This is a genomic window from Streptomyces aureus, from assembly GCF_001418135.1.
GTDB classification, from domain to species: Bacteria; Actinomycetota; Actinomycetes; order Streptomycetales; family Streptomycetaceae; genus Streptomyces; species Streptomyces aureus_A.
In genome coordinates this window covers 1-24,800 of the sequence record NZ_LIPQ01000492.1, presented here as the reverse complement: position 1 = coordinate 24,800, position 24,800 = coordinate 1, and the positions used below count along the sequence as shown (strand labels likewise).

Here is a 24,800-nt window from a genome sequence, read left to right as displayed (position 1 = left end):
GCTCGTCGATGAACGAGAACTGCTCGGTTCGGTACTCACGGTCGTCGTCGGGCGCGGGCCTGGCCGGCGCGGGGCGCTCGGAGGCGGGGCGCTCGGAAGCGGGGCGCTGGCCGGGGACCCCGGCGGGCGCCGCGACGGGTGCGGCCGGCGCCACGGGAGGGGCTGCCGGGGCGGCGGGTGCGGCGGCTTCGGGCTGGGCGGCCCACTGCTGTCCCGTGTCGTAGGAGGGGTAGCTGTAGCCCTGCTGTCCGTACGGGTCGTACTGCGGCTCGTGGGACGGCTGGGGCGCTCCCTGGTTCTGCTGGGGCTGCTCCTGGTACTGCGGCGGCTGCCCCTGGTACTGCGAGGGCTGCTCCTGGTACTGCTGCTGGGCGTACGGGTCGTATCCGTATCCCTGCTGCGGCTGCTGCTGGTACACCGGCTGCCCGTACTCGTCGTAGCCGATGATCTGCGGCTGCGGATAGTACGGGTCGTAAGGATGCTGCTGATCGTTCACCGGTGGCCCTCCCCGAAGCTCACTCGCCGCGGTACAACTGGCGCTTGTCGATGTAGCGCACCACGCCGTCCGGGACCAGATACCAGACGGGATCGCCCTGCGCGACCCTCGCCCGGCAGTCGGTGGAGGAGATGGCGAGCGCGGGAACCTCGACCAGCGAGACGCCGCCCTTGGGCAGTCCGTCGTCGGTGAGGTCGTGGCCCGGCCGGGTGACGCCGATGAAGTGCGCGAGCGAGAAGAGTTCCTCGGCGTCGCGCCAGGTGAGGATCTGCGACAGCGCGTCGGCCCCGGTGATGAAGAAGAGGTCCGAGTCGCTGTTGAGGGAGCGCAGGTCCCGCAGGGTGTCGATGGTGTAGGTCGCGCCGCCGCGGTCGATGTCGATCCGGCTGACCGAGAACTGCGGGTTGGAGGCCGTGGCGATGACCGTCATCAGGTAACGGTCCTCGGCCGCCGACACGGCCCGGTCGCTCTTCTGCCACGGCTGCCCGGTCGGCACGAACACGACCTCGTCCAGGTGGAACAGGGCGGCGACCTCGCTGGCCGCCACCAGGTGTCCGTGGTGGATCGGGTCGAAGGTTCCGCCCATCACGCCGAGTCGGCGCTTCCCGCGCCCGCCAGTAGGCATTTCCTGCTCTCCCATGCGTGCAGAGCCTACTGGCACGGCAGCGGACGCCTGATCAGGGTCGCCGGTTCAGCGGTCGCGGTTGAAGCGAGTGGTGATCCACAGCAGCAGCATCAGCGCGCCGAAGGCGCCGAAGCCGGTGAGGTAGGGGCTGAGGCTGTCGTGGTTGCCGCCGTGCTCGGCGCCCTCGGCGAGAGAGACCAGGTTGGCGGCGGTGCTGTGGAGGCTCATCTTCGGCAGACCTATCGATCGGGGATGGGAGCGGAGACTTCGCGCACATCGTATGCGGGCGGTCCGGACGGGCTCACGCCGACTCAGGCACTCGCGTCACGGTCCGTGTTGCCGCCCACGCCGCCGTCGCTCCCGCCGACGGCACCTTCGCCGGTGCCGGCGTCACCCGAGTCGTCGGTGCGGTAGCCGCGCAGCAGGAACCAGGCGAGCAGCGCGCCGCCCACGATCGAGACCAGCAGCACGATACGGAGCGTGTCACCCGGCCCCTGCTGCGCGGCGGCCGCGAGCAGGGCTGCGGCGGTGTCGACGGTGTCCGGCATGTCGGTCGTGCTCCTCGGTCGTCCCTGGTGCCCGAGTTATCCACAGGCTCCGGCACACGGTAGCGCCAGCGCCTAGGCTGGGGTTCGTCAGGGGGACGAGCACCGACTCGTACGAACAGGGGGCATCCATGACCGAGAACGACCAGGGGAACGTGCCGAGCAGGCAGCGGAAGCGGTTCCCCGGCATCTCCTCGCGGGCCTACGAGCATCCGGCCGACCGCTCGGCGCTGGTGGCGCTGCGCAAGCTCAGCGGTTTCGACACGGTCTTCAAGGCGCTCAGCGGACTGCTGCCGGAGCGCAGTCTGCGACTGCTCTTCCTCTCGGACTCCGTCCGGGTGAGCGACGCGCAGTTCAGCCATCTCAACGACATGCTGCGGGACGCCTGTTACATCCTGGACCTGGAGAAGGTCCCGCCGATGTACGTGACGCAGGACCCGAAGCCCAACGCGATGTGCATCGGCCTTGACGAGCCGATCATCGTCGTCACGACCGGCCTGGTGGAGCTCCTCGACGAGGAGGAGATGCGTGCGGTCGTCGGTCACGAGGTCGGCCACGCGCTGTCCGGGCACTCCGTGTACCGCACGGTGCTGCTCTTCCTCACCGGCCTGGCGCTCAAGATCGCCTGGATCCCGCTGGGGAACGTCGCGATCATGGCCATCGTCACGGCGCTGCGCGAGTGGTTCCGCAAGTCGGAGCTCTCCGCCGACCGGGCCGGGCTCCTCGTCGGACAGGACGTGCAGGCCTCGATGCGCGGTCTGATGAAGATCGCCGGCGGCAACCACCTCCACGAGATGAACGTGGACGCGTTCCTCGCCCAGGCCGACGAGTACGAGAAGGCCGGGGACCTGCGGGACTCGGTCCTCAAGATCCTCAACGTTCTGCCGCGCACGCATCCCTTCACCACCGTCCGGGCGGCGGAGCTGCGGAAGTGGTCGGAGAGCCGCGACTTCCAGCGGATCATGGACGGCCACTACCCGAAGCGCTCGGAGGACAAGGACACCTCGGTCACGGACTCCTTCCGCGAGTCGGCGGGGCACTACGCCGACACCGTGCGGACCAGCAAGGATCCGCTGATGAAGCTGGTCGGCGACATAGCCGGTGGCGCGGGGGACCTGGCAGGCGACCTGGGCGGGAAGCTGCGCAACGCCTTCGGCGGCGGCCAGGGCCCGAGGAAGCCGGACGCCGCGGGGACCGACGGAACCACCGGGACCGCCGAGGACGGCAAGAGCGGCCCGGCAGGCGCCACGGGGGACGCCCAGTAGCAGAACCGGGCCCATGGCCCCACCGCGAGACGAGAACCGGGCCCCGGCCCCACAGCGAGAACCGGGCTCGGGGATCCGCAGCGGGACCGGGCCCAGGGACTCACAGGCGAGAGCCGAGCTCGGTGACCCGCAGCGAGAGCCGAGTTCGGTGGCCAGTGGCGGGAGCCGATCGCTCCGGGGCTCAGAGCGAGGGCTGAGCGCCCGGCGCCAGCGCTCCGCACAGTGAGGGGGCGGCGGGCCGGCCCGTGGCGTACGGGTCGGTGACCGGCGGCCCGCCGCCCGCCTCGGAGGCCCGTGCTCCGGCCAGGAGAGGCTTCAGGGAGCCGGTGGTGTCCGCGCCGCAGGCCTGGGGACCCGCCTCGACGGTGCTGGTCACCAGCTCGGCCCGGTGCATGCGCAGGTCCTCGCGGTCGAAGCGGAAGTGCACCTCGCGGTGGACGGTGAAGAGCGAGGCCTGACCGACCGGCCCCGCGCCCTGGGCGGCCGGGCGGAGGGCGTAGGTGTACGTGTGGTCCGCGGTGACGTCCAGGGTGTCCGGTCCGGTCTCCTCGAAGCGGAGGGTGCCCTGGACGCGGGCCGAGGGGTCCGCGAGGACGGCCTGGCGCGGGTCGAAGCGGACCAGCCAGGCGGCGAGGGCGTGCCGGCCGTCGTCGGCCGGTGCCTCCATGCTCCGGTCGAACTGTTCCAGCTGGTCGGGGTCGAGCAGCAGGCGCGCGGGCCGGACGGTGACGCCGGACAGGACATCGGGGTCCAGGGACGAGGCCACCAGATAGTCCTTGGCGATGCTCAGGGCGGTGACGACCTGGCTCTCGGCGAAGTGAGTGGTGCGCCCCGCGATGGGGAGGTTGATGCCGGCGGCGCCCGTGCGGTACTCGGCGACCGGGCTGTGGTCGAAGAGCCGGTCGGGCACACCGCCGACGACCGGGCCCTGCGGGGCCAGCGGGACCACGGTGGTCCGCAGCGGCTCGGCCCGCTGGTCGGCGGGCGGCTGGTAGGGGTTCCGGACGCCCAGATAGATGGCCGTACCGAAGGCGAGGAGGATCAGCAGGACCAGCATGAGGGCCTGGCGGGAGCCGCTCCGGCCCTCCCAGGACGAGGGGCGGCTGCGGACGGCCTCGGTGTGCTCGCCCATCCGCTCCCGGGCCGAGAACTCCTGGAGGTGGGCAGCGCGGACGAACGCCTCGTCGAAGACGACGGACCTGTACTCGTCCTCACCACCGGGGAGACCCTCGGGTGTCCCCTCAGGCGGGTCGCCACGCCCTGCCATACCTTCAGGGTAGGTCTGCGGCGGCTTCGGTAAACGCCCAGGTACACGACAAGTTCGGAAGAATTCCGCCGTCAGGGTGTGTGCCCCCACCATGCAGCCGTACGGCGCGGCCAACCGGGGGGACACGGACCGATCTGAGAGGCCGGCGGACCACGATGCGGGGGACGCGGACCGTGACGCGGCAGGGGCGGACCGCGACGCGGGGACAGCGGACCGCGATGAGGGGGGACGCGGAGCGTGTCTACTTGGGGGACGCGGAGCGGGCCGCGGGCGCGTGGGCGGCAGGCGGGGCCGGGTTCGGGTTGGGTGTGTCGACTCCGGTCGTGGCCGGCGGCGGGACCTGGTCCTGGCGGTTGGCGGCCGCGCCCCGGTAGACGGCGCTGAACGCCAGGGCGACCATCCCGATCCCCATGACCAGCGCGAGGACCCAGGCGACGGGCCGGTGCCAGCGGGCGCTGCCCCGGTAGGGGCGCAGAGCGCCGCCGTGGCGGCCGTAGGGGCTCGCGTCGTCGCCGATGTCGTCCGGCTCGTAGGTGAGGCCGGAGGGGTCGTGGAAGTCCTCGTAGAGGTCGTCGTCGCCCGATCCGCCACCGGCGCGGGCGCGGGCCGACTCGGCCTCCGCGCGGGCCTGGGCGGCGGCGAGGAGCCGCTCGACGGCGGTGGGTTCGTGAACGGTCGCGGCCCGCACGAAGTCCTCGTCGAACACCACGTCGGCGTAGACCTCGTCGGCGCCTCCGCGGTCGACAGAGTCCTCAGGGTCCCCGCCGTCCTGGAACGGCGTGCCCCCCACGTCGTCCGGCACGGATTCAGAGTAGACCCGCGAGGTGGTTTTGGGCAGGGAGAGCGCGAACCCTCCCCGCCCGTACCGAAAGGAGTGATTACCGCACGTGCCCGTCGCCGGTGACGATGTACTTGGTCGAGGTGAGCTCCGGAAGGCCCATGGGGCCCCGGGCGTGCAGCTTCTGGGTGGAGATGCCGATCTCGGCGCCGAAGCCGAACTGTCCGCCGTCCGTGAACCGGGTGGAGGCGTTCACGGCGACCGTGGTGGAGTCGACCAGCTGGGTGAAGCGGCGCGCCGCTGCCTGCGAGGTGGTGACGATCGCCTCGGTGTGACCGGACGACCAGGTCCGGATGTGCTCGACGGCCTTGTCGAGGGAGTCGACGACGGCGGCGGCGATGTCGTACGAGAGGTACTCGGTCTCCCAGTCCTCCGGCGTGGCCGGTACGACGGTGGCCTTGGAGCCCTCGGCGAGGGCGGCGACCCGCTCGTCGGCGTGGACGGTGACGCCGGCCTCGGCGAGCGCGTCGAGGGCCCTGGGCAGGAAGGCCGCGGCGATGTCCTGGTGGACGAGGAGGGTCTCGGCCGCGTTGCAGACGCTGACCCGGTGCGCCTTGGAGTTGATCAGGATGTCGACGGCCATGTCGAGGTCGGTCTGGGCGTCGACGTAGACGTGGCAGTTGCCGGTGCCGGTCTCGATGACGGGGACGGTGGACTCCTCGACGACCGTCCTGATCAGGGAGGCTCCGCCGCGCGGGATGAGCACGTCGACGAGGCCGCGGGCGCGCATCAGCTCGCGGACCGAGTCGCGGGACTCGCCGGGGACGAGCTGGACGGCGTCCGCGGGCAGTCCGGCGCCGCCGACGGCGTCGCGCAGGACCTTCACCAGGGCGCTGTTGGAGGCGTAGGCGGAGGACGAGCCGCGGAGCAGGACGGCGTTGCCGGACTTGAGGCAGAGGGCGGCGGCGTCGACGGTGACGTTGGGGCGGGCCTCGTAGATGATGCCGACGACGCCGAGCGGGACGCGGACCTGGCGCAGGTCGATGCCGTTGGGCAGGGTCGAGCCGCGGACGACCTCGCCGACGGGGTCGGGCAGCTTGGCCACGTCGCGGACGTCTGCGGCGATGGCCCGGACGCGCTCGGGGGTGAGGGTGAGCCGGTCGATGATCGCCTCGCTGGTCCCCGCTTCACGGGCCTTGGCGATGTCCTCGGCGTTGGCCTCGACGATTTCGGCGGTGCGCACTTCGAGGGCGTCCGCGATCGCCAGCAGGGCGTCGTCCTTGGCCGCACGCGGGAGTGGCGCGATTTCGGCGGCGGCGCCACGGGCCCGGTAGGCGGCCCGGGTGACCGGGGACAGATTGTCGAGGGGCGTGAGCGAGGTCATGTCCGCAGGGTACTGGCACCCCTGCGGACATCCCTCACGTATCCCGCACTCCGAGACGCGCCCCGGTCGTTCCGAGACGCCCCGCACGGGGAGGCGTCTCGAACACGCCCCCGTTCAGTACGGGTGGACGCCGACCGGGGCGGCCGGCGGCGGGCCGTAGCCCTCCGCGATCCGCTGGTGGTAGGTCTCGCGGTCGATGACCTCGAGGCCGACGATCTCCCACGGCGGCAGCTTGGCGGTCTGCCGGTGCTCGCCCCACAGGCGCAGGGCGACGGCCGCGGCGTCGTGCAGGTCGCGGGCCTCCTCCCAGTACCGGATCTCGGCGTGGTCGTTGGCATACCTGCTGGTCAGCAGGAAGGGGTGGTCGTGGGCCAGTTGTTCGAGCCCGCGGCGCACCTCCTTCAGCGGTGACTCCACACCCGACACGCTGAGCGTGATGTGCCAGAGTTTGGACACGGGCTGTTCCTTGGCGCGTGCCTCACGTGCCTCGCGAACCTCGCGTGTCTCGGTGGTGGTCTGGGTCTTGGTGTCCGTGGACCTGTCCCGTGCCTCGTCGAAGTCGGCTCCGGCCTCGACACTGGTCAGGGCGCGTTCGGCAGTCCCTCGGGGCGGTGCCCCTGGGCGCGCTCGTCTCACCGGCGGCCTCCTGTGTGATGCGTGTGGTGCTGTACCCCGCCCCTGCTCTCTTACCCCCGAGACAAAGTTGACCAGCCCGAGGCGGCACGTGGGGCGGTTTTGGTAAACGTCCCTTCCGGATGGCCGCACTTTCAGCCGTTTCGGGAGGGGCGCGAGGGTCAGCCGATGACGACCAGGTCGTCGCGGTGGACGACCTCGCGCTCGTACTCCGGGCCGAGTTCCCTGGCGAGCTCATGGGTGGAGCGCCCGAGCATCCGGGGCATCTCCTTGGCGTCGAAGTTCACCAGACCGCGGGCGACGGCCCGGCCGGTGGTGTCGCGCAGTTCGACCGGATCGCCCGCCACGAAGTCGCCCTCGACGCCCGCGACACCGGCCGCGAGCAGGGACTTCTTGCCCTCGACGACGGCTCGAACGGCTCCGTCGTCCAGGGTGAGGGAGCCCTGCGGGGTGGAGGCGTGCGCCAGCCACAGGAGCCGGTCGGCGGAGCGACGGCCGGTGCGGTGGAAGTACGTACCGGTGTCGCGGCCTGCGAGGGCGTCGGCGGCCCGGCTCGCGGAGGTGAGGACCACGGGGATGCCGGCGGCGGCGGCGATCCGGGCGGCCTCGACCTTGGTGACCATGCCGCCGGTGCCGACGCCGGCCTTCCCGGCGGAGCCGATCTCCACATGGGCGATGTCGTCGGGGCCGGCGACCTGGGCGATCCTCGACGTGCCGGGCTTGGACGGGTCCCCGTCGTAGAGGCCGTCGACGTCGGAGAGCAGGACGAGCAGGTCGGCGCGGACGAGATGGGCGACGAGGGCGGCGAGCCGGTCGTTGTCGCCGAAGCGGATCTCGTCGGTGGCGACGGTGTCGTTCTCGTTGACGACCGGCAGCGCGCCCATCGCGAGGAGCTGGTCGAGGGTCCGGTAGGCGTTGCGGTAGTGCGCGCGCCGGCTGGTGTCGTCGGTGGTGAGGAGGACCTGGCCGACGCGGACGCCGTAGCGGGCGAAGGAGGCGGTGTACCGGGCGACGAGGAGGCCCTGGCCGACGCTGGCGGCGGCCTGCTGCCGGGCGAGGTCCTTGGGGCGGCGGGTGAGGCCGAGCGGCGCGAGGCCCGCGGCGATGGCGCCGGAGGAGACGAGGACGATCTCCTTCTCGCCGCCGCTGCGGACCTTGGCGAGGACGTCGACGAGGGCGTCGACGCGATCGGCGTCGAGGCCCCCGGAGGCGGTGGTGAGGGAGGAGGATCCGACCTTGACGACGATCCTGCGGGCCTCCGTCACATACCGCCTCGCCTCGTCCGTCGCTCCGGTCATCTGCGTCGTCACCTGTGCCGCCACCTGCGTCGTCCTCACTCGGCTGTCCCGCGCGCCGTGTGTTCCCCGCCGCGACTGCCAGGCAATCTACGCGAGCCGGGAGGGCTGCCGCTCGTCCGTTTCGCTCCCTGGACCGGAGTCGTCGGTGTCCTGCCCGTTGTTCCGGGGGACGAGGATCCGCTGGGAGATGAGGTAGGTGAAGGGGATGGCGACGACGGCCGCGACGAGTGGCGCGATCCGGTCGTCCATTCCCGCCCAGGTGACGAGCGCGTACAGACCGACGCTCTGCACCAGGTAGTTGGTGACGTTGGTGAGCGGGAAGAGGGCGAACTTCTTCCAGGTCGGCCGGGTGCGGTAGGTGAAGTACGTGTTGAGGAAGAAGGAGCCGATCATGCTGAGGACGAAGGCGAGGGAGTACGCGGCGAAGTACGGCATCCACGGATGGAGCAGCAGGTAACAGCCGAAGAACGTACCGGTGTTGACGCCGCCGACGAGTCCGAAGCGGAAGATCTCGGCGAGTCGTGCGCGCTTCGCCGTGGAGGAGCCGGCCCCGGCGGCCCCGGCGGCCCCGGCGGCCCCGCCGTCCCGGCCGGCCCCGCCGTCCCCGGCGTCTCCCATCAGTGTTCTCCGTCGGTGGCCGCGACGCGCACCCGCTCCGCGGCGGTGTGCGCCGCGGTACCGCGACCGAAGGAGCGGTGGGTCTCCTTCACTAGGAAGTGCGGGCGGCGCTTGGTCTCGTAGTAGATGCGGCCGATGTACTCGCCGATCAGACCCAGCATCACCATCTGCACACCGCCGAGGCCCACGATGATCGCGACCAGGGTGACGTATCCGGGGGCGGTGACGCCGTGGGCGATGGCGGCGACGGCCACCCAGACCACGTAGAGGGCCGCGAAGCCGCTCAGCATCATCCCGAGCCAGAGGGCGATGCGCAGCGGACGGTTGTTGAAGGAGATCAGCCCGTCCATGCCGTAGTTGACCAGGGAGCTGAACTTCCACTTCGTCTCACCGCCCTCGCGTGCGGCGTTCTGGTAGTCGAAGGTGACGGTGTCGAAGCCGATCCAGGAGAACAGGCCCTTGGAGAAGCGGTTGTACTCGGGGAGCGAGAGCAGCGCGTCGACGGCGGGGCGGGAGAGGAGACGGAAGTCGCCGACGCCGTCGGTGAGCTCCACGTCGACCCAGCGGTTGACGGCCCGGTAGTACATACGGCTCAGCGCGGAGCGGAGCTTCTTGTCGCCCTCGCGGGTCCGGCGCGCGATGACCTGGTCGTGGCCCTGGTGGTGCAGGTCCAGCATGCGCGCGAGGAGCTCCGGCGGGTGCTGGAGGTCGGCGTCCATGATCACGACGGCGTCGCCGGTGGACTTGCGCAGACCCGCCAGCATGGCGGCCTCCTTGCCGAAGTTTCGGCTGAAGGAGGCATACTGGGTCCGGCTCGGGTGCAGAGCCGCTATTTCCCGCAGCTTGCCCAGCGTTCCGTCGGAGCTGCCGTCGTCCACGTAGCAGATCTCGTAGTCGACCGGGAGGGCGTCGAGCACCTGACGCATCCGCGCGTCGAACAGCTCGACGACGTCCTCCTCGTTGAAGCAGGGAACGACGACGGAAAGTTTGGTCATGGAACGTTCACTCCATCGGGATGAGCGAGGGCGCGCCCTGAGCGGCGACCAGCAGACTCTTCCTTGGACAGCACGGTGCGGTACAAGGCGGGTGAAGGCCGACGGGCATGCCCCGCGTGGCCGCCCCGGTCGGCATGCCGTCCATACAATAAAGCATCGCGGAAGACCTTGAACATACGTGGCATTTCCACACAATTGCCACCTTGATAACGGCCGATGGCCAGGGGAGCTACCACCGGTGAGCAGAACCACCACCTCAGAGCGCGGTGACATACCGCTTCCGGAGGACGAAGCGGAGACCGGCGCCCCTGGTGGGAACAGGTTCCGGCGGGCCCTGAGCGGCGTCGGACTCCTCATCGCCGTCGGATCGGGCGCGCTCCTCGCGGTCGGCGCCTTCCTCGGCCTCTACGTACGCCCGACGTCCGACGACTGGTGCGTCCTCTGGAAGGCCCGCGACATGGGCCCGTTCGGGCTGGTCTCGGACTTCTACAACACCCAGAACGGCCGCGTCACCAACGCCTTCCTCAGCGGCGTGATCTACGCGGACGACATGCTGGGCCCGAAGCTGCTGCCCGCCTTCCTGGTGGTGGCGCTCGGCGTCGCGCTCTTCCTCCTCGCCCGCGCCGCGCTGCGCGCCCTCGGTCGTCCGCAGCCCCCCGCGGTGCTGCTCGTGGCCGCCGTGGGGCTCATCGAGGCTCTGCTGTTCTTCGCGGGTACGCGCGCCTACCAGGTGCTGCTCTGGGCCCCGGCGACCATTTCCCACACGCTGCCGAGCGTGATCGGCCTCTGGGCCGTGGTCGTCGCCGTCCTCGCGGCCCGGAGCCGGCGCGGCCGGGTCGCCGCCGTGGCGACGGCGGTCCTCATCGGCATGGCGATAGGAACGCTCAGCGAGCCGTTCACCATGGTGGCCGGCATCTCCGCGGCCGCCGTCGGCGTCCTCTGCCTGCCCCGCCTGGGCTGGGCGAAGGACTGGTACGTCTCCACCTGGTGCGCCGCGGCCTGCCTCGGTCTCGCGGGCGGCCTCGCCCTCCTCTACACCTCTCCCGGTGCGCAGTGGCGGCGTGCCCAGGTGCCGAAGAAGCCGCTGACGCTCTCGGAGGCGGGCGAGATCGTCCACGACTGGTGGCGCATGTGGCAGACGATCACCGACCAGTGGGCGTACGCGGGAGCCCTCGCCGTCGGCGTCCTGCTGGGTCTGGGCCTCGTCTTCGCCGGCCCGTCCCGTGACCGCGCCGCCGCCCCCGCCGGGCGGCGCCGCCCGCGGGGCCTGACGGTCGTGGCGGCGCTCCTGCCGCTGCCGCTGCTCGCCCTCGCGAGCCTGGGCGTCGCCTACGGCCTGCGCAGCGGGTACGGCGTCACGGGTTGGACGTACGCCCGCACCTGGACGAACTTCCTCGTCCCGATGCTGCTCATCCTCTTCGCGTACGGCACGTGGGCCGGTTTCCGGCTCGGTCAGCGGCTCCAGGCCCCCCGGCCCGCCGTCCGCGCCGCCCGTACGGTCACGCTGCTCGCGGCGGGAGGGCTCGCCGTGGCGAGCGCGATCGCCCTGGTGCAGCCGGTGTACTCGACGACCACGGGCACGGTGGCGCGGGGCATCGCCTGGGACCGGCAGAACGCGCAGATCCGCGCGGACATCGCGAACGGCGCCACGGAGGTGACGTACCGCCCCATGCACATCGGCTGGCTGGCGGAACCGTTCTTCACGAAGGTGTACGCGCGCGACTGGGCGGCCCAGTGCGCGGCCCGCTACTACGAGGTGGACCGACTCAACCGCCGCTGACGCCCGGCGGGCGCTCCCGGCGCCCGGCGGACACCCGACCGACGGACCCGTCCGGCGTGTCGCGTCGGACACATCCGGCCGCCACGCCGAACCCCTCTCCCCCGCTTCCGGCCTCCGGAAGCGGGGGAGAGGTGTGTTCCCCGTCACTTCGGGGAGGCGCCCGCGGGAGGACGTGAGGTACCGTCCCGGGACTCGCGGCCCCGCGTGGGCGCCGCTGATCAGTCAACGCCCGTACGGGCGACTCCTGACGCGTGAGAATGGTTGCCCCCGCGAACGCGGCCCGCCCATCACGATCAGGACACGGCACATGCCGTAACCGCCGGAAGGCGCGACAAACCGGGTGGGGAACACCAGGTAGCTTGGGTGTGTCTGGAGGAAAGACAAGTGGATCGAGGTGGAAGTGCCTGACGTCTCCGTGGTCGTCATCGCATACAACGACGCAGAGCGTCTGCCGACGGCCGTACAGTCGGTGCTGGATCAGACCCTGCACAGCGTCGAAGTCGTGATCGTCGACGACTGCAGCAAGGACGACACCTTCACCGTGGCCCAGGCGCTCGCCGCCAGGAACCCTGACCGGGTCAGGGCGTTCCAGCTGCCGAAGAACAGTGGCGGCTGCGGCGCGCCCCGCAACTTCGGCATCCAGCAGTGCGCCGGCGCCTACGTCATGTTCCTCGACAGCGACGACGTGCTCGAGCGCAACGCCTGCCGCAACATGCTGGAGGCCGCCGAGGGCACCGGATCCGACATCGTCTCCGGCCTCTGCGTCCGCGTGCACCTCGACAGCCGCAACCAGAAGCGGACCTCCTGGTACCCCTGGCTCTACTCGACGACCCGGACCATCGAGTCGATCACCGAGCTGCCGGACCTGCTGACCTTCGACACCCTGTCGACGAACAAGTGCTACCGCCGCGAGTTCCTCCTGGAGTCCGGGCTGGAGTTCCCGGTCGGGATCCACTACGAGGACCTGCTCTTCTCGGCCCAGGCCTATGTCGCCGCGAGCCGGATCACGCTCATCCCGAACACGGTCTACTACTGGAACGTGCAGGAGAGCGCCGCCGCCAAGTCGATCAGCAACAGGCGTCACGAGATCGCCAACTTCGTGCACCGCATGGAGATCCACCGGCGCGTGGACGCCCTGCTGGAGAGCAAGGGCTACGACGAGCTCAAGTACCGCAAGGACATCAAGTTCCTCAAGCACGACCTGGTCCTCCACTTCCGGGACCTGGCGCTGCTCGACGAGGACTACCGGCGTGAGTTCGCCGCGGTCGCCAACGGCTACCTCGCCGAGATCGACCCGCAGGCGTACGACGAGGTGCAGCGCATGCACGCCATCTGCGCCTACCTGCTGAGCAAGGAGGACTGGACCAACCTCCTCCCGGCCACCGACGCGCTCACCAACCCCGGCCGCCTCACCTCCCCGCTCGCCGAGAGGGACGGGCAGGTGTACTGGTGCGCCGAGCACCTGGACACCGAGCAGGGCCGTCAGATCCTGGACGTCACCGCGTCCAACTTCCACAGCCGGCCGCTGACCTCGATCGTCCTGGGCAACCGGCTGACCTCGTACTCCAGCGCCAACGGCGTCGTCCGTCTCGCGGGCCGCGTGGTCAACCCGCTGGGCCGGATCAGCCCCGACGCGGAGATCAGCGCGGTGCTCGAGTTCTCGGCCCGCCGCAGCGTCGGCGGCAAGACCGCCCGCATCCCCGTCACCACGATCCGGCACGCCGGCGACCGCATCGAGTGGGAGGGCCGGGCCGACATCGCCCGCACCGTCCGCCCCCTCGGCATCATCGACGCCGTCTGGGACGTCCGTCTGATCCTCATGGTCGACGGCCAGCGGCTCAGGACCCGGGTGTCCGTCGGCGGGACGCCCATCGACGAGGCCGGCACCCTGCGGATCCGCCCGCGTCTCACCCAGCTGGTCTCCGACCGCTTCGTGCCCGAGGTCACCAAGAAGGGCAATCTGTCCTACGTCCTCGGTGCCGAGGGCAAGGCGGCCGTGCACACCTCTGCGATGATCGAGGGCGCCATGCACGGGCGCGCCGCCGGACTCGCGAAGACCAGTCTGAAGCGCCTGCTCAAGGCGAAGAAGGACCTGCGTTCGGGCGAGACCAAGCTGCGCGTCTACCACGACTTCTACAGCAAGCTGCCGATCCGCAAGGGCCTGGTCGTCTTCGAGAGCCACCTCGGCAAGCAGTACAGCGACAGCCCCAAGGCGATCTACGAGGAGATGCGCCGCCAGGGCATCCCGTTCGAGGCCGTGTGGTCGTACGCCGGGGCCAAGCCGACGGGCTTCCCCGAGGACGCCACCCTGGTGCAGCGCTGGAGCTGGCAGTACCTGCGCGCGCTCGCCCAGGCCGAGTTCTGGATCGACAACCAGGGCTTCCCGCTGCGCCTCACCAAGCGCCCGGGGACCACGTACATCCAGACGTGGCACGGCACGGCCCTCAAGCGGATGGGCTTCGACGAGCCCACCACGAAGGCTCGCGGCCTGGCCTCGGCGGCCTCGTTCCAGCAGGCCCTGGACCGGTTCGACCACTTCCTGATCCGTGGTGAGCACGACCGGCGCACCCTCGCCCGGGGCTTCCGCCTCCGCGACGAGGTGCTGCTGCCCGTCGGCTACCCGCGCAACGACGAGCTCGCCGTGGCGCGCCGCAAGGAGACCGAAACGGGTCACCGGGACCGTGGTCCGCTCGCGGCCGAGCTGGGCATCGACCCGGAGAAGAAGGTCCTGCTCTACGCGCCGACCTTCCGTGCCGCCCCCGGTGGCAAGGTGCGTGCCTTCCAGGCCCCCTTCGACGTCGAAGAGTTCGCGGAGCGCTTCGGCGACACCCACCAGCTGCTGATCAGGACGCACTACCTGAACAGTGTGACGCTGCCGCCGTCGGTCCGGGGACGGGTCATCGACGTCTCCCGCCACCACGACATCACCCCGCTGCTCGCCCTCGCGGACGGGCTGATCACCGACTACTCGTCCGTGATGTTCGACTACGGGCTGCTCGACCGCCCGATGATCTTCTTCACGTACGACTACGACGAGTACGCCAAGGAGAACCGCGGTACCTACTTCGACCTGAAGGAGCGCGCTCCCGGCCCTGTCGTGGCCACGGAGGAGGAACTCTTCGGAGTGATCGCCAACTTCAAGGACGAGGCCGACACCAAGTACGCGGCGGCCCGCCAGCGGTTCAACACGGAGTTCAGCGAGTACGACCGGGGCGACGCGGCGCGTCAGATCGTCGCCAAGTTCTTCACCAGGAGCGGGAAGTGACCCACCAGACCACCGTGTCAGGCCGCGACATCTTCATCGTCTCCAACAGCGTGGACGAGATGGGCGGTGTCACGACCTGGACCCACCAGATGGCCAGGGAGTTCACCGCCCGAGGCCACCGGGTCCACGTCATCGGCATCACCCCGGCCCCCGAAGGACGCCGGCACGAGTTCCCCGACGCGCTGCCGTACGACACCACCACGCTGTACGACGGGCACCCGCCGCAGGTCCGCCCGCTGCGCGGCCTCAAGGGCAAGCTCAACGCGGCCGAGCGCCGGCGCCACGCGGCGCGCGCCGCCGGCATGCGCGAGCGCGCCGACCGGATGACGGCTCTCTTCGCCGCCGCCCGGCCCGGGGCCGTCGTGATCGTGACCCAGGTCTGGGCGATGGAGTGGGTGTCCCTCGCCGACACGAAGAACCTCGTCGTCATCGGCATGAGCCACGAGTCGTACGCCGCCAGCGCCGGCTCCTCCCGGCTCGGCCGGGTGAAGCGGTACTACAAGGACGTCGACCGGCTCCTCGTGCTCACCCCGGGCGACGCGGACCAGTGGATCCGGGCAGGCATGGACAACATCGGGCACATGCCCAACGCGTTGCCCTTCATGCCCGACACCCCGGCGCCGCGCACCGAGAAGGTCGTCGCCTGCATCGGCCGCCTCTCGCACGAGAAGGGGGTGGACATGCTGCTCGACAGCTGGGCCGAGATCGCGTCCCACCACCCCGACTGGAAGCTGCGGATCTACGGCGCCGGTGACGAGGAGGACGCGCTGCGGCAGCGGACCACCTTCCTCGGGCTCGACGAGTCCGTGGAGTGGATGGGGCGCACCAACGACGTCCTCGGGGCGCTCTCCCAGGCCTCGGTGTTCGCCCAGGCCTCCCGGGCCGAGGGCTTCCCGATCACCCTGCTGGAGGCGATGGCGGCGGGCGTACCCTGCGCCGCGTTCGACTGCGCGCCGGGTGTCCGGGAGATCATCCGTGACGGCGAGGACGGTCTGCTCGCCCGCCTCGGCAACACGATGGAGCTCGGCGGTCACATCAGCGCGCTGATCACCGACAAGGAACTGCGGGACCGGATGGGCGACGCGGCCTTCGAGAACGTGAAGCGGTACGCCGCCGACGAGATCACCGACCGCTGGGAGGCGCTCTTCGCCTTCCTGGAGCGCTGACGGTCCACCGGAGAGCGGTGGAGAAGCGGAAGGGCCGGGGAGTCGAACTCCCCGGCCCTTCCGTCGCTTTCGCCCGGCCGCGAGGTCAGACCGCCGCGCCGCGGCGCGCGACCCAGCCGGCCCAGGCCGAGGAGATCATGTCGCGCACGTCGTAACGGGCCTTCCAGCCCAGCTCCGACTCGATGCGGTCGGCGGCGGCGACGACCCGGGCGGGGTCACCGGCGCGGCGCGGGGTGACGAGCGGCTCGGTGGTGTGGCCGGTGATCTCGTTGATCAGCTCGACCATCTCGGTGACGGAGACGCCCTCGCCCCGGCCGATGTTGACCGTCAGGTCGCGCGGCTCGCCCGCCTCGGCCCACTCCGCGAGCTTGCGCGCGGCGACGAGGTGCGCGTCGGCCAGGTCCTCGACGTGGATGTAGTCACGGATGCAGGTGCCGTCGGGCGTGTCGTAGTCGTCGCCGAAGATGCGCGGGGCCTCCCCCGCGTCCAGGCGCTCGAAGACCATCGGGACCAGGTTGAAGACCCCGGTGTCGGCCAGCTCGGGGGTCGCGGCGCCGGCCACGTTGAAGTAGCGCAGGCAGGCCGTGGAGATGCCGTGGGCCGCGCCCGCGGCGCGCACCAGCCACTCACCGGCCAGCTTGGTCTCGCCGTACGGGCTCAGCGGCAGGCAGGGGGTCTCCTCGGTGACGAGGTCGACGTCCGGCATGCCGTAGACGGCGGCGGAGGAGGAGAAGAGGAAGTTGCGCACACCGGCGGCGGCGACGGCCTCCAGGAGGACCGTGAGACCGATGACGTTCTCGCGGTAGTAGTGCAGCGGCAGCTCGACGGACTCGCCGACCTGCTTCTTCGCGGCGAGGTGGACGACGCCGGTCACGCCGTGCTCGGCGATCGTGCGGTCCAGGACCTCGCGGTCGAGCGTGGAGCCGACCACCAGGGGGACACCCTCCGGCACCCGCTCCTCGTACCCCGTGGACAGGTCGTCCAGGACGACGACCCGCTCGCCCGCCAGCGTCATGGCGCGGACCACGTGAGAGCCGATGTATCCGGCGCCACCGGTGATCAGATAAGTCATAGTGCCCCAAACCCTTTCACTGTGAACTGCGGGCAAGCCGACGGAGCCGGGCCCTGACCGCCCGGAAACCGTCCCGGGCTCCGGGTGCGATGCGTACCGCCAGGGATCCGTTCGCCGTGGCGTACTGCTGCACCAGAAGTACACCGTACCGGCTGCTCGGAAGCACCGAGCGCCGCTGGGAGCCGTCCGGCGGGCGCAGTGAGGTGGTGAACGTCTCCCCGTTCGCGCACGTCACCGTGACGCCGATGTCCCACAGCTGGACGCCCTCGCGGCCGCGCGTCCGGCCGCTGCCGGCGAGCCCGGTGAACCGGACCGGGACGCGGGCGGACCAACCGCCCTCCGCCCCGACGGCGCCGTCCCGACCGTCCACGCCGGCCGTCGCGGGGACGGGGCGCAGCTCGGCGCGTTCCGTCCGCGCGGGCTCGGTGTCGCCGCGCGGTACGAAGGCGAGTTCGGCCGACCGGGGGCCGGCCTCGGCCAGCCGTCCGTACAGGTCCCGGACCGTGAACAGCAGTTCGCCGCCGCCACCGGTGCGCAGCCGCGCGTCCACGACCAGCGGCAGCTCGTCCAGCGGCAGCGCTTCGACGCCGTCCAGCCGGGCCTCCGGCAGGTCGTCGGCCCAGAAGGCGGCGGAGCGGCCGCCCGCGTACGGGGGGAGCAGGCGGGCCGGGTTGGCGGCCAGCCGGGAGAGCCGGAGCAGATCGCGCGGCTCCTTCGCGGCCAGCAGGAAGCGGGCGGTCCAGCGGGCGGGGGCGACCGCGGCGGCGATCTCCGGCTCCGCGAAGCCGGCCAGGTGCTCCCGGGTGAGTTCCCACCACTCGGCCCGGTGGGCGGCGTCGCGCAGCCGCAGGTCCCGGGCGTACATGCGCAGGTCGTGTTCGAGGAACTTGGTACGGCAGGCCGCCGCGAGCTCCGCGCGACCGGCCCGGACGAAGGTCTCGACGGCCGCGCGGTGGGCGGCGATCCGGGCCTGCCAGTTGGAGACGCCCTCCCGGTCGAGCGAGATCGACAGCTGGGCGGCGGCGCGGCGGACGTGCCAGACGTACACGGTCTCGGGGATCACGGCGACGCGGGGAGCGGCGGCGTACACCCGGGCGGTGAAGAGGAAGTCCTCGTAGACGAAGCGTCCCTCGGGGAAGAGGATGCCGTGCTCGGTGAGGAAGGCCCGGTCGTAGATCTTGTTGACGCAGAGGGTGTCGTGGACCAGGGGGCGGAGCTCGTCGGGCGTCTCCAGGACGGCGGGCTCCCGGTAGAGCGCGGGCTGCCAGCGGACGTCCCGGCCCTCGGGAAGCTCACGTCGTACGCAGACGCCCACGGCCACCTCGGTGCCGTGCCGGTCCGCGGCGGCGACCAGGGCCTCGGCGGCGCCGGCCGGCAGGATGTCGTCGCTGTCCAGGAACATGACGTACGGGGCCGTGGCGGCCCGGATGCCGTCGTTACGGGGGGAGCCGCAGCCGCCGCTGTTCTCCGTGCGGTGCACCACGCGCAGCCGGGGGTGCCGGGCGGCGAGCTCGTCGAGCACGCGGGCCGTGCCGTCACGGGAGCAGTCGTCGACCGCCACGACCTCCGCCACGACGGGACCCTGGTCGAGCGCGGACCTGATCGCCTCTCCCACCAGCGCCTCGTCGTTGTAGGCGATGACGACGACACTGAGCCGACCTGCGGTCTCGGGCGGGGGCGCTGTACTCACACCAGGATCCTACGGGAGCCCCTCGCGCCCCCGGCGTGGACGTACGAGGGCCCCGCGCCCTCCGGGCGAGACGCACGAGAGCCCTCGTATCCCCGGCTCGGGGGTACGAGGGCTCTCTGCGGCGATCTTCCCGCCGGGTCCCGCTAGAACGGGTCGAACTCGTCGAACGCGCGCTGCGCGTCGTCCCGCTCCGCCTCGCGGTCACGGCGGCGCTGGGCCGCCGGACGCGGGGCTTCGAGGCGGTGGTCCTCGCCTCGGCGGCCGAGCATTTCGGCGCCGGCCATCATCGTGGGCTCCCAGTCGAAGACGACCGCGTTCTCCAGGGAGCCGATCGCGACGCCGTCGCCGGCGCGGGCGCCCGCCTTCATCAGCTGGTCCTCGACGCCGAGGCGGTTGAGGCGGTCGGCCAGGTAGCCCACGGCCTCGTCGTTGTTGAAGTCGGTCTGGCGGACCCAGCGCTCCGGCTTCTCGCCGCGCACCCGGTACACGTCCTCGGCCTCGTCGTACGTGACCGTGAAGCCCGCGTCGTCGACGGCCTTCGGGCGGATGACGATACGGGTCGCCTCCTCCTTCGGCTTCGACGCGCGCGCCTCGGCGACGATGCCGGCGAGGGCGAAGGAGAGCTCCTTGAGGCCGAGCCGGGCCACGGCGGAGGCCTCGAACACCTGGTAGCCGCGGGCCTCCAGGTCCGGGCGGATCATGTCCGCGAGGTCCTGGCCGTCGGGGATGTCGACCTTGTTGAGGACGACGATACGGGGCCGGTCCTCAAGGCCGCCGTACTGCCGCAGCTCCTCCTCGATGATGTCGAGGTCGGTGACCGGGTCGCGGTCCGATTCGAGGGTCGCGGTGTCCAGCACGTGCACCAGGACCGAGCAGCGCTCGACGTGGCGCAGGAACTCCAGACCCAGGCCACGGCCCTGGCTGGCGCCCGGGATGAGACCCGGCACGTCGGCGATCGTGTAGACGGTCGAGCCGGCCGTGACGACGCCCAGGTTCGGGACGAGCGTGGTGAAGGGGTAGTCCGCGATCTTCGGCTTGGCGGCCGAAAGGACCGAGATGAGCGAGGACTTGCCGGCGCTCGGGTAGCCGACGAGCGCCACGTCGGCGACGGTCTTCAGCTCCAGGACGATGTCCCGGGCCTCGCCGGGCTCGCCGAGGAGCGCGAAGCCGGGGGCCTTGCGGCGTGCGGAGGACAGGGCCGCGTTGCCGAGGCCGCCGCGGCCGCCCTGGCCCGCGACGAAGGTGGTGCCCTGGCCGACGAGGTCGGCGAGCACGTTGCCCTCCTTGTCGAGGACGACGGTGCCGTCGGGCACGTTCAGGACGAGGTCCTGGCCGTCCTTGCCGGAGCGGTTGTCGCCGGCGCCGGGCTGACCGTTGGTCGCCTTGCGGTGCGGGGAGTGGTGGTAGTCGAGGAGCGTGGTGATCGCCTGGTCGACGACCAGGATCACGTCGCCGCCACGGCCGCCGTTGCCGCCGTCGGGTCCGCCGAGCGGCTTGAACTTCTCCCGGTGAACGGAGGCGCAGCCGTGGCCTCCGTTACCCGCGGCGACATGCAGCTCGACGCGGTCCACGAAGGTGGTCATGGTTGTGCCTCCATCTGAATACGTGCGGAATGTCTATCTAGTAACACGCGAAAGGCGGACCCGCTTCCCGACCGGGAAGTGAGGTCCGCCTCCGCAAAATGAACCGATCAGGCGACCGGAACGATGTTCACGACCTTGCGGCCACGGTGGGTGCCGAACTGCACCGAACCGGCCTGCAGGGCGAACAGCGTGTCGTCGCCGCCACGGCCGACGCCGGAGCCCGGGTGGAAGTGGGTGCCACGCTGGCGGATCAGGATCTCACCCGCGTTGACGACCTGACCGCCGAAGCGCTTCACGCCGAGCCGCTGGGCATTGGAGTCGCGCCCGTTCCGGGTGGACGATGCGCCCTTCTTGTGTGCCATGTCTCAGTCCCTCTTACTTCGCAGCCGCGGGGATACCGGTGACCTTGATCGCCGTGTACTGCTGGCGGTGACCCTGGCGACGGCGGTAGCCGGTCTTGTTCTTGTAGCGCAGGATGTCGATCTTGGCGCCCTTGTGGTGGTCCACGACCTCGGCCGTGACCTTGATGCCGGCCAGGACCCACGGGTCGCTGGTCACGGCGTCGCCGTCGACAACGAGCAGGGTCGAGAGCTCGACCGTGTCGCCAACCTTGGCAGTGGAAATCTTGTCAACCTCAACGATGTCGCCGACAGCAACCTTGTGCTGGCGACCACCGCTGCGCACGATGGCGTACACGCGGATCTCTCTCTCACTCGGGATCGAAACCTCTGAAGCCAGCCACTCACACGGACCCGAGGGCCCGCGGCGTTCCGGAATCGGACGAGCGGCCTCTCCCGACGAGCGGGAGGGAGGTGCTCAGAGGCGCGGCGCATCGATAGACACGCCGACGGTCTAGGTTACGGGCGGCTGCCTCGGAGGGTCAAATTCGCCCGTTCGGTACGGGCCGCCCCCGGTGAGGGAGGCGGCCCGTACCCACCGGTCAGTCCTGGGCCGGGGCGGCGGTCTTCTCCGCCGCCTTCTTGGCCGGGGCCTTCTTGGTGGTGGTCTTCTTGGCCGCGGTCTTCTTGGTCGCCGCCGTCTTCTTGGTGGCGGCCTTCTTGGCCGTGGTCTTCTTCGCCGCGGTCTTGCGCGCCGCCGTCTTCTTGACGGGGGCGGGCTCGGCGTCGGCCTCGGCGGCCTCCGCGGGAGCCTCGGCCGGGGCCGTGGTCACCACGACGACGGCCGCCTCCTCGGCGCCCGAGGGCGAACCGGCGGGAGCGGTGGCCTTGCGGACCACCCGGCGGCGGGCCCGCGGCGGGGCGGCCACGGGGGCCTCCTCGACGGCGGGTTCGGCGACCGGCTCCGCGACGGCCTCGGCGACCGGCGCCACGACGGGCTCCGGCTCCGGGGCGGTCTCGACGACCGGCTCGACGACGGTCGGCGCGGCGGCCGGCTCCGAGGTCGAGACGACCGGGGAGGTCACCCGGCGGGTGGCACGGCGACGGCCGCGCGGGGCCGGGGCGGCGGTCTCTTCGGCCACCGGCTCCGCGACCGGCTCGGTGACGGCCTCGGCGACCGGGGCCACGACGGGCTCCGGCTCGACGACCGGCTCCGGCGCCGCCACGGGCTCCGGCTCCGGCTCGGCCTTCGGCTTCGACTCGAACTCGACGGCCTCGGTCTCCACGACCTGCCGCGCGGTGGCCGGCGCGGACACCCGGCGGGTCGCCCGCCGACGGCCACGACCGCGCGTCGCGGCCGCCTCCGCCTCGGCGATGGAGCCGTACAGCTCCTCGTCCGCGGCGATCGGCTCGGGCAGGGCCACCGGGGCGGCAAGCTCGGCTGCGACCTCGGCCTCGGTCTCGACCTCGGCGGTCTCGGCCTCGGTCTCGGTCTCCGTGGCCTCGGCGTGCTCGTGCTCGTGGACGTGCTCGGCGCCACCGCGGCCGCGCTTCTTCGAGCGCTTGCCGCCGCCACCGCCACCGGCGGTGCTCGGCTGCTCCATGTGCACGATGACACCGCGGCCGTTGCAGTGGACACAGGTCTCGGAGAAGGACTCCAGGAGGCCCTGTCCGACCCGCTTGCGGGTCATCTGCACCAGGCCGAGCGAGGTGACCTCGGCCACCTGGTGCTTGGTCCGGTCCCGGCCCAGGCACTCCAGCAGGCGGCGCAGCACCAGGTCGCGGTTGGACTCCAGGACCATGTCGATGAAGTCGATGACGACGATGCCGCCGAGGTCGCGCAGCCGGAGCTGACGCACGATCTCCTCGGCCGCTTCGAGGTTGTTCCTCGTCACGGTCTCTTCGAGGTTGCCGCCCTGGCCGGTGAACTTGCCGGTGTTGACGTCGACGACGATCATCGCCTCGGTCTTGTCGATCACCAGCGAGCCGCCGCTGGGCAGCCAGACCTTGCGGTCGAGCGCCTTCATGAGCTGCTCGTCGATCCGGTACGTCGCGAAGACGTCGACCTCGCTCGTCCACTTGGACAGGCGGTCGGTCAGGTCCGGGGCGACGTGGTGCACGTAGCCGTGGATGGTCTCCCACGCCTCGTCACCGCTGACGATGACCTTGGAGAAGTCCTCGTTGAAGATGTCGCGGACGACGCGGACGGTCATGTCCGGCTCGCCGTAGAGCAGCGTCGGGGCGTTGCCGCTCTTCGCCTTCTTCTGGATGTCCTCCCACTGCGCCTGCAGTCGCTCGACGTCGCGGCGCAGCTCGTCCTCGCTCGCGCCCTCGGCGGCGGTGCGCACGATGACGCCCGCGTCCTCGGGGACGATCTTCTTGAGGATGGTCTTGAGGCGGGCGCGCTCGGTGTCCGGGAGCTTGCGGCTGATGCCGGTCATCGAGCCCTCGGGCACGTACACGAGGTAGCGGCCGGGCAGGGAGACCTGGCTGGTCAGACGGGCGCCCTTGTGGCCGATCGGGTCCTTCGTGACCTGCACGAGGACCGACTGGCCGGACTTGAGGGCGGTCTCGATGCGGCGCGGGCCGTGGCCCATGCCGAGCGCCTCGAAGTTGACCTCGCCGGCGTACAGGACGGCGTTGCGGCCCTTGCCGATGTCGACGAAGGCGGCCTCCATGGACGGCAGGACGTTCTGGACCTTGCCCAGGTAGACGTTGCCGACGTACGAGGTGGCCTGCTCCTTGTTGACGTAGTGCTCGACGAGCACGTTGTCTTCCAGGACGCCGATCTGGGTGCGCTCGCCGCTCTGGCGGACGACCATGACGCGCTCGACGGCCTCACGGCGGGCCAGGAACTCGGCCTCCGTGATGATCGGGACGCGGCGGCGGCCCTGCTCGCGGCCCTCGCGGCGGCGCTGCTTCTTGGCCTCCAGACGGGTCGAGCCCTTGATGGACTGGACCTCGTCGGCGCCGGTGCCGGGCTCGGCCTTCTCACGGGCCGGGCGGGGCTCGCGGACCTTGACGACCGTACGGACGCCCTCCTCGTCGGTGCCCTCGACGTCGGCGGAGCCGTCCCCGCTGCGACGACGGCGACGACGACGGCGACGGGAGCTGCTGGAGCCGCCGGCGAAGCCCTCGGCCTCGTCGTGCTCCTCCTCGCCGTCCTCGGACTCGTCGGTCTCGTCGGAGTCGTCGGAGCGCGGCTCCTCGCCCTCCTCGGACTCCTCGACCTCGGTGAGCTCGCCGCGACGACGGCGACGGCCGCCACGGCGGCGACGACGGGACGGGCGGTCCTCGTACTCGTCGGTCTCCTCGGCCTCGGCCTCCTCGATCTCGTCGGCGACGGCCTCGACCTCGGGCTCGTCGGCGACGGTGGCCGGGACGGGCTCGACGGCGACGGGCTCGCCGCGGCGGCGACGGCGACGGCGGGAGCCCTCGGGGCGCTCGGCGGGCTCGGGGGTCTCCTCGACCTCGGCCTCGGCCTCGACGAGCTCGATCTCCTCGACGGTCTCGTCGTCCTCCGGCTCCACCGGGGCCGCGGCAGCGGCCGCGGCGGCGGTCTCCGGGGTCTGGAACATCGGCTCGGTGAAGACCGGCGCCTGGAAGACGGCGACGGAGGGGCGCGCGGCACGGCGCGACTCTCGGGTCGGGGCGGGCTCGGAGGTGAACTGCGGGGAGGTCGCGCGGCGGCGGCCGCGGCCACGGGTGGCGGCAGTCTCGGCGGCGGTGACCTCGGCCTCGTCGGCGGCGATCTGCGCGACGGCGGCCGTCGGCAGCGACTCGCCGGTGGCGGCGGCCTCGGTGGTGGCGGCGGCCTCGGTGGTCACCTCGGGCGACGTGACCTTACGAGTGGCACGACGGCGGGTACGCGGGGCGGGCGCGGCGGCCTCCTCCGCGACCTCGGCGGCCGGGGCGGCGGCGACCGGCTCGGCGGGCGCGGCGGCGACCTCGGCGGCCGCGGTCTCCTCTGCGGCGGCAGGCGCGCCGGCCGCCGCAGAGGAG

At 71.5% G+C, this 24,800-nt stretch carries 20 protein-coding genes and 1 pseudogene; 4 read left to right on the top strand and 17 right to left on the bottom strand.

Annotation, left to right across the window (positions count from 1 at the left end; all coding sequences use genetic code 11):
• The 4 genes and pseudogenes from AOK00_RS39265 to AOK00_RS32070 form a co-directional block, all read right to left on the bottom strand.
• Positions 1 to 418: pseudogene (locus tag AOK00_RS39265) on the bottom strand (LytR family transcriptional regulator); the annotation flags it as partial.
• A gap of 97 nt (positions 419 to 515) precedes the next feature.
• Positions 516 to 1,136: a nicotinate-nucleotide adenylyltransferase gene (gene nadD, locus AOK00_RS32075; RefSeq protein ID WP_079042300.1), complete on the bottom strand. Its 621-nt coding sequence runs from the start codon at positions 1,134 to 1,136 to the stop codon at positions 516 to 518.
• A 51-nt stretch (positions 1,137 to 1,187) separates the two neighbouring features.
• A complete protein-coding gene (locus AOK00_RS39555; RefSeq protein WP_173861696.1) occupies positions 1,188 to 1,349 on the bottom strand; it encodes a hypothetical protein in 162 nt (53 codons plus the stop codon).
• Positions 1,350 to 1,432: 83 nt separating this feature from the next.
• Positions 1,433 to 1,669 (bottom strand): hypothetical protein, encoded by a 237-nt coding sequence (locus AOK00_RS32070; RefSeq protein WP_055603686.1) that lies wholly within the window; start codon positions 1,667 to 1,669, stop codon positions 1,433 to 1,435.
• Positions 1,670 to 1,797: 128 nt separating this feature from the next.
• Here AOK00_RS32070 and AOK00_RS32065 point away from each other — a divergent pair, with 128 nt between their 5' ends.
• On the top strand, positions 1,798 to 2,931 hold the full coding sequence (locus tag AOK00_RS32065; protein ID WP_055603685.1) for a M48 family metallopeptidase: 1,134 nt from the start codon (positions 1,798 to 1,800) through the stop codon (positions 2,929 to 2,931).
• A gap of 181 nt (positions 2,932 to 3,112) precedes the next feature.
• Here the strand turns inward: AOK00_RS32065 and AOK00_RS32060 are convergent, their stop codons facing one another.
• The 7 genes from AOK00_RS32060 to AOK00_RS32030 all read right to left on the bottom strand — a co-directional run bounded on the left by AOK00_RS32060 (position 3,113) and on the right by AOK00_RS32030 (position 9,904).
• Positions 3,113 to 4,198: a hypothetical protein gene (locus AOK00_RS32060; RefSeq protein ID WP_055603684.1), complete on the bottom strand. Its 1,086-nt coding sequence runs from the start codon at positions 4,196 to 4,198 to the stop codon at positions 3,113 to 3,115.
• A 241-nt stretch (positions 4,199 to 4,439) separates the two neighbouring features.
• Entirely contained in the window at positions 4,440 to 5,000 is a 561-nt protein-coding gene (locus AOK00_RS32055) for a hypothetical protein (protein ID WP_055603683.1), read from the bottom strand.
• Between the two features lie 76 nt (positions 5,001 to 5,076).
• Positions 5,077 to 6,360, bottom strand: coding sequence for a glutamate-5-semialdehyde dehydrogenase (locus AOK00_RS32050; protein WP_055603682.1), 1,284 nt, complete (start codon positions 6,358 to 6,360; stop codon positions 5,077 to 5,079).
• 114 nt (positions 6,361 to 6,474) lie between these two features.
• Positions 6,475 to 6,996 (bottom strand): hypothetical protein, encoded by a 522-nt coding sequence (locus AOK00_RS32045; RefSeq protein WP_055603681.1) that lies wholly within the window; start codon positions 6,994 to 6,996, stop codon positions 6,475 to 6,477.
• A 158-nt stretch (positions 6,997 to 7,154) separates the two neighbouring features.
• The gene (gene proB, locus AOK00_RS32040; RefSeq protein ID WP_055603689.1) at positions 7,155 to 8,291 is read right to left on the bottom strand and encodes a glutamate 5-kinase; all 1,137 of its coding nucleotides are present in this window, start codon (positions 8,289 to 8,291) and stop codon (positions 7,155 to 7,157) included.
• Between the two features lie 87 nt (positions 8,292 to 8,378).
• The gene (locus tag AOK00_RS32035) at positions 8,379 to 8,909 is read right to left on the bottom strand and encodes a GtrA family protein (protein WP_254047585.1); all 531 of its coding nucleotides are present in this window, start codon (positions 8,907 to 8,909) and stop codon (positions 8,379 to 8,381) included.
• Positions 8,909 to 9,904 (bottom strand): glycosyltransferase family 2 protein, encoded by a 996-nt coding sequence (locus AOK00_RS32030; RefSeq protein WP_055603680.1) that lies wholly within the window; start codon positions 9,902 to 9,904, stop codon positions 8,909 to 8,911. The genes AOK00_RS32035 and AOK00_RS32030 overlap by 1 nt, the downstream gene beginning before the upstream one ends.
• A 238-nt stretch (positions 9,905 to 10,142) precedes the next feature.
• Here AOK00_RS32030 and AOK00_RS32025 point away from each other — a divergent pair, with 238 nt between their 5' ends.
• From AOK00_RS32025 to AOK00_RS32015, 3 genes are all read left to right on the top strand, one after another.
• Entirely contained in the window at positions 10,143 to 11,684 is a 1,542-nt protein-coding gene (locus tag AOK00_RS32025) for a DUF6056 family protein (RefSeq protein ID WP_055603679.1), read from the top strand.
• A gap of 394 nt (positions 11,685 to 12,078) precedes the next feature.
• The gene (locus tag AOK00_RS32020; RefSeq protein ID WP_055603678.1) at positions 12,079 to 14,949 is read left to right on the top strand and encodes a bifunctional glycosyltransferase/CDP-glycerol:glycerophosphate glycerophosphotransferase; all 2,871 of its coding nucleotides are present in this window, start codon (positions 12,079 to 12,081) and stop codon (positions 14,947 to 14,949) included.
• 59 nt (positions 14,950 to 15,008) lie between these two features.
• Positions 15,009 to 16,115: a glycosyltransferase gene (locus tag AOK00_RS32015; RefSeq protein WP_079042301.1), complete on the top strand. Its 1,107-nt coding sequence runs from the start codon at positions 15,009 to 15,011 to the stop codon at positions 16,113 to 16,115.
• An 85-nt stretch (positions 16,116 to 16,200) separates the two neighbouring features.
• Here AOK00_RS32015 and galE read toward each other — a convergent pair whose 3' ends face one another.
• From galE to AOK00_RS31985, 6 genes are all read right to left on the bottom strand, one after another.
• Positions 16,201 to 17,187, bottom strand: coding sequence for a UDP-glucose 4-epimerase GalE (galE, locus tag AOK00_RS32010; protein ID WP_055603676.1), 987 nt, complete (start codon positions 17,185 to 17,187; stop codon positions 16,201 to 16,203).
• Positions 17,188 to 17,203: 16 nt separating this feature from the next.
• Complete coding sequence (locus AOK00_RS32005) at positions 17,204 to 18,877, bottom strand: glycosyltransferase family 2 protein (RefSeq protein ID WP_055603675.1); 1,674 nt, start codon at positions 18,875 to 18,877, stop codon at positions 17,204 to 17,206.
• A gap of 143 nt (positions 18,878 to 19,020) precedes the next feature.
• The gene (obgE, locus tag AOK00_RS32000; RefSeq protein ID WP_030317576.1) at positions 19,021 to 20,460 is read right to left on the bottom strand and encodes a GTPase ObgE; all 1,440 of its coding nucleotides are present in this window, start codon (positions 20,458 to 20,460) and stop codon (positions 19,021 to 19,023) included.
• Between the two features lie 107 nt (positions 20,461 to 20,567).
• Positions 20,568 to 20,822 carry a 50S ribosomal protein L27 gene (rpmA, locus tag AOK00_RS31995; RefSeq protein WP_030317577.1) on the bottom strand — a complete coding sequence of 85 codons (255 nt, stop codon included), beginning with the start codon at positions 20,820 to 20,822 and terminating at the stop codon, positions 20,568 to 20,570.
• 13 nt (positions 20,823 to 20,835) lie between these two features.
• Positions 20,836 to 21,156 (bottom strand): 50S ribosomal protein L21, encoded by a 321-nt coding sequence (gene rplU, locus AOK00_RS31990; RefSeq protein WP_015033583.1) that lies wholly within the window; start codon positions 21,154 to 21,156, stop codon positions 20,836 to 20,838.
• 244 nt (positions 21,157 to 21,400) lie between these two features.
• On the bottom strand, positions 21,401 to 24,800 hold a 3,400-nt coding region (locus AOK00_RS31985; protein WP_055603674.1), incomplete at its 5' end, for an Rne/Rng family ribonuclease.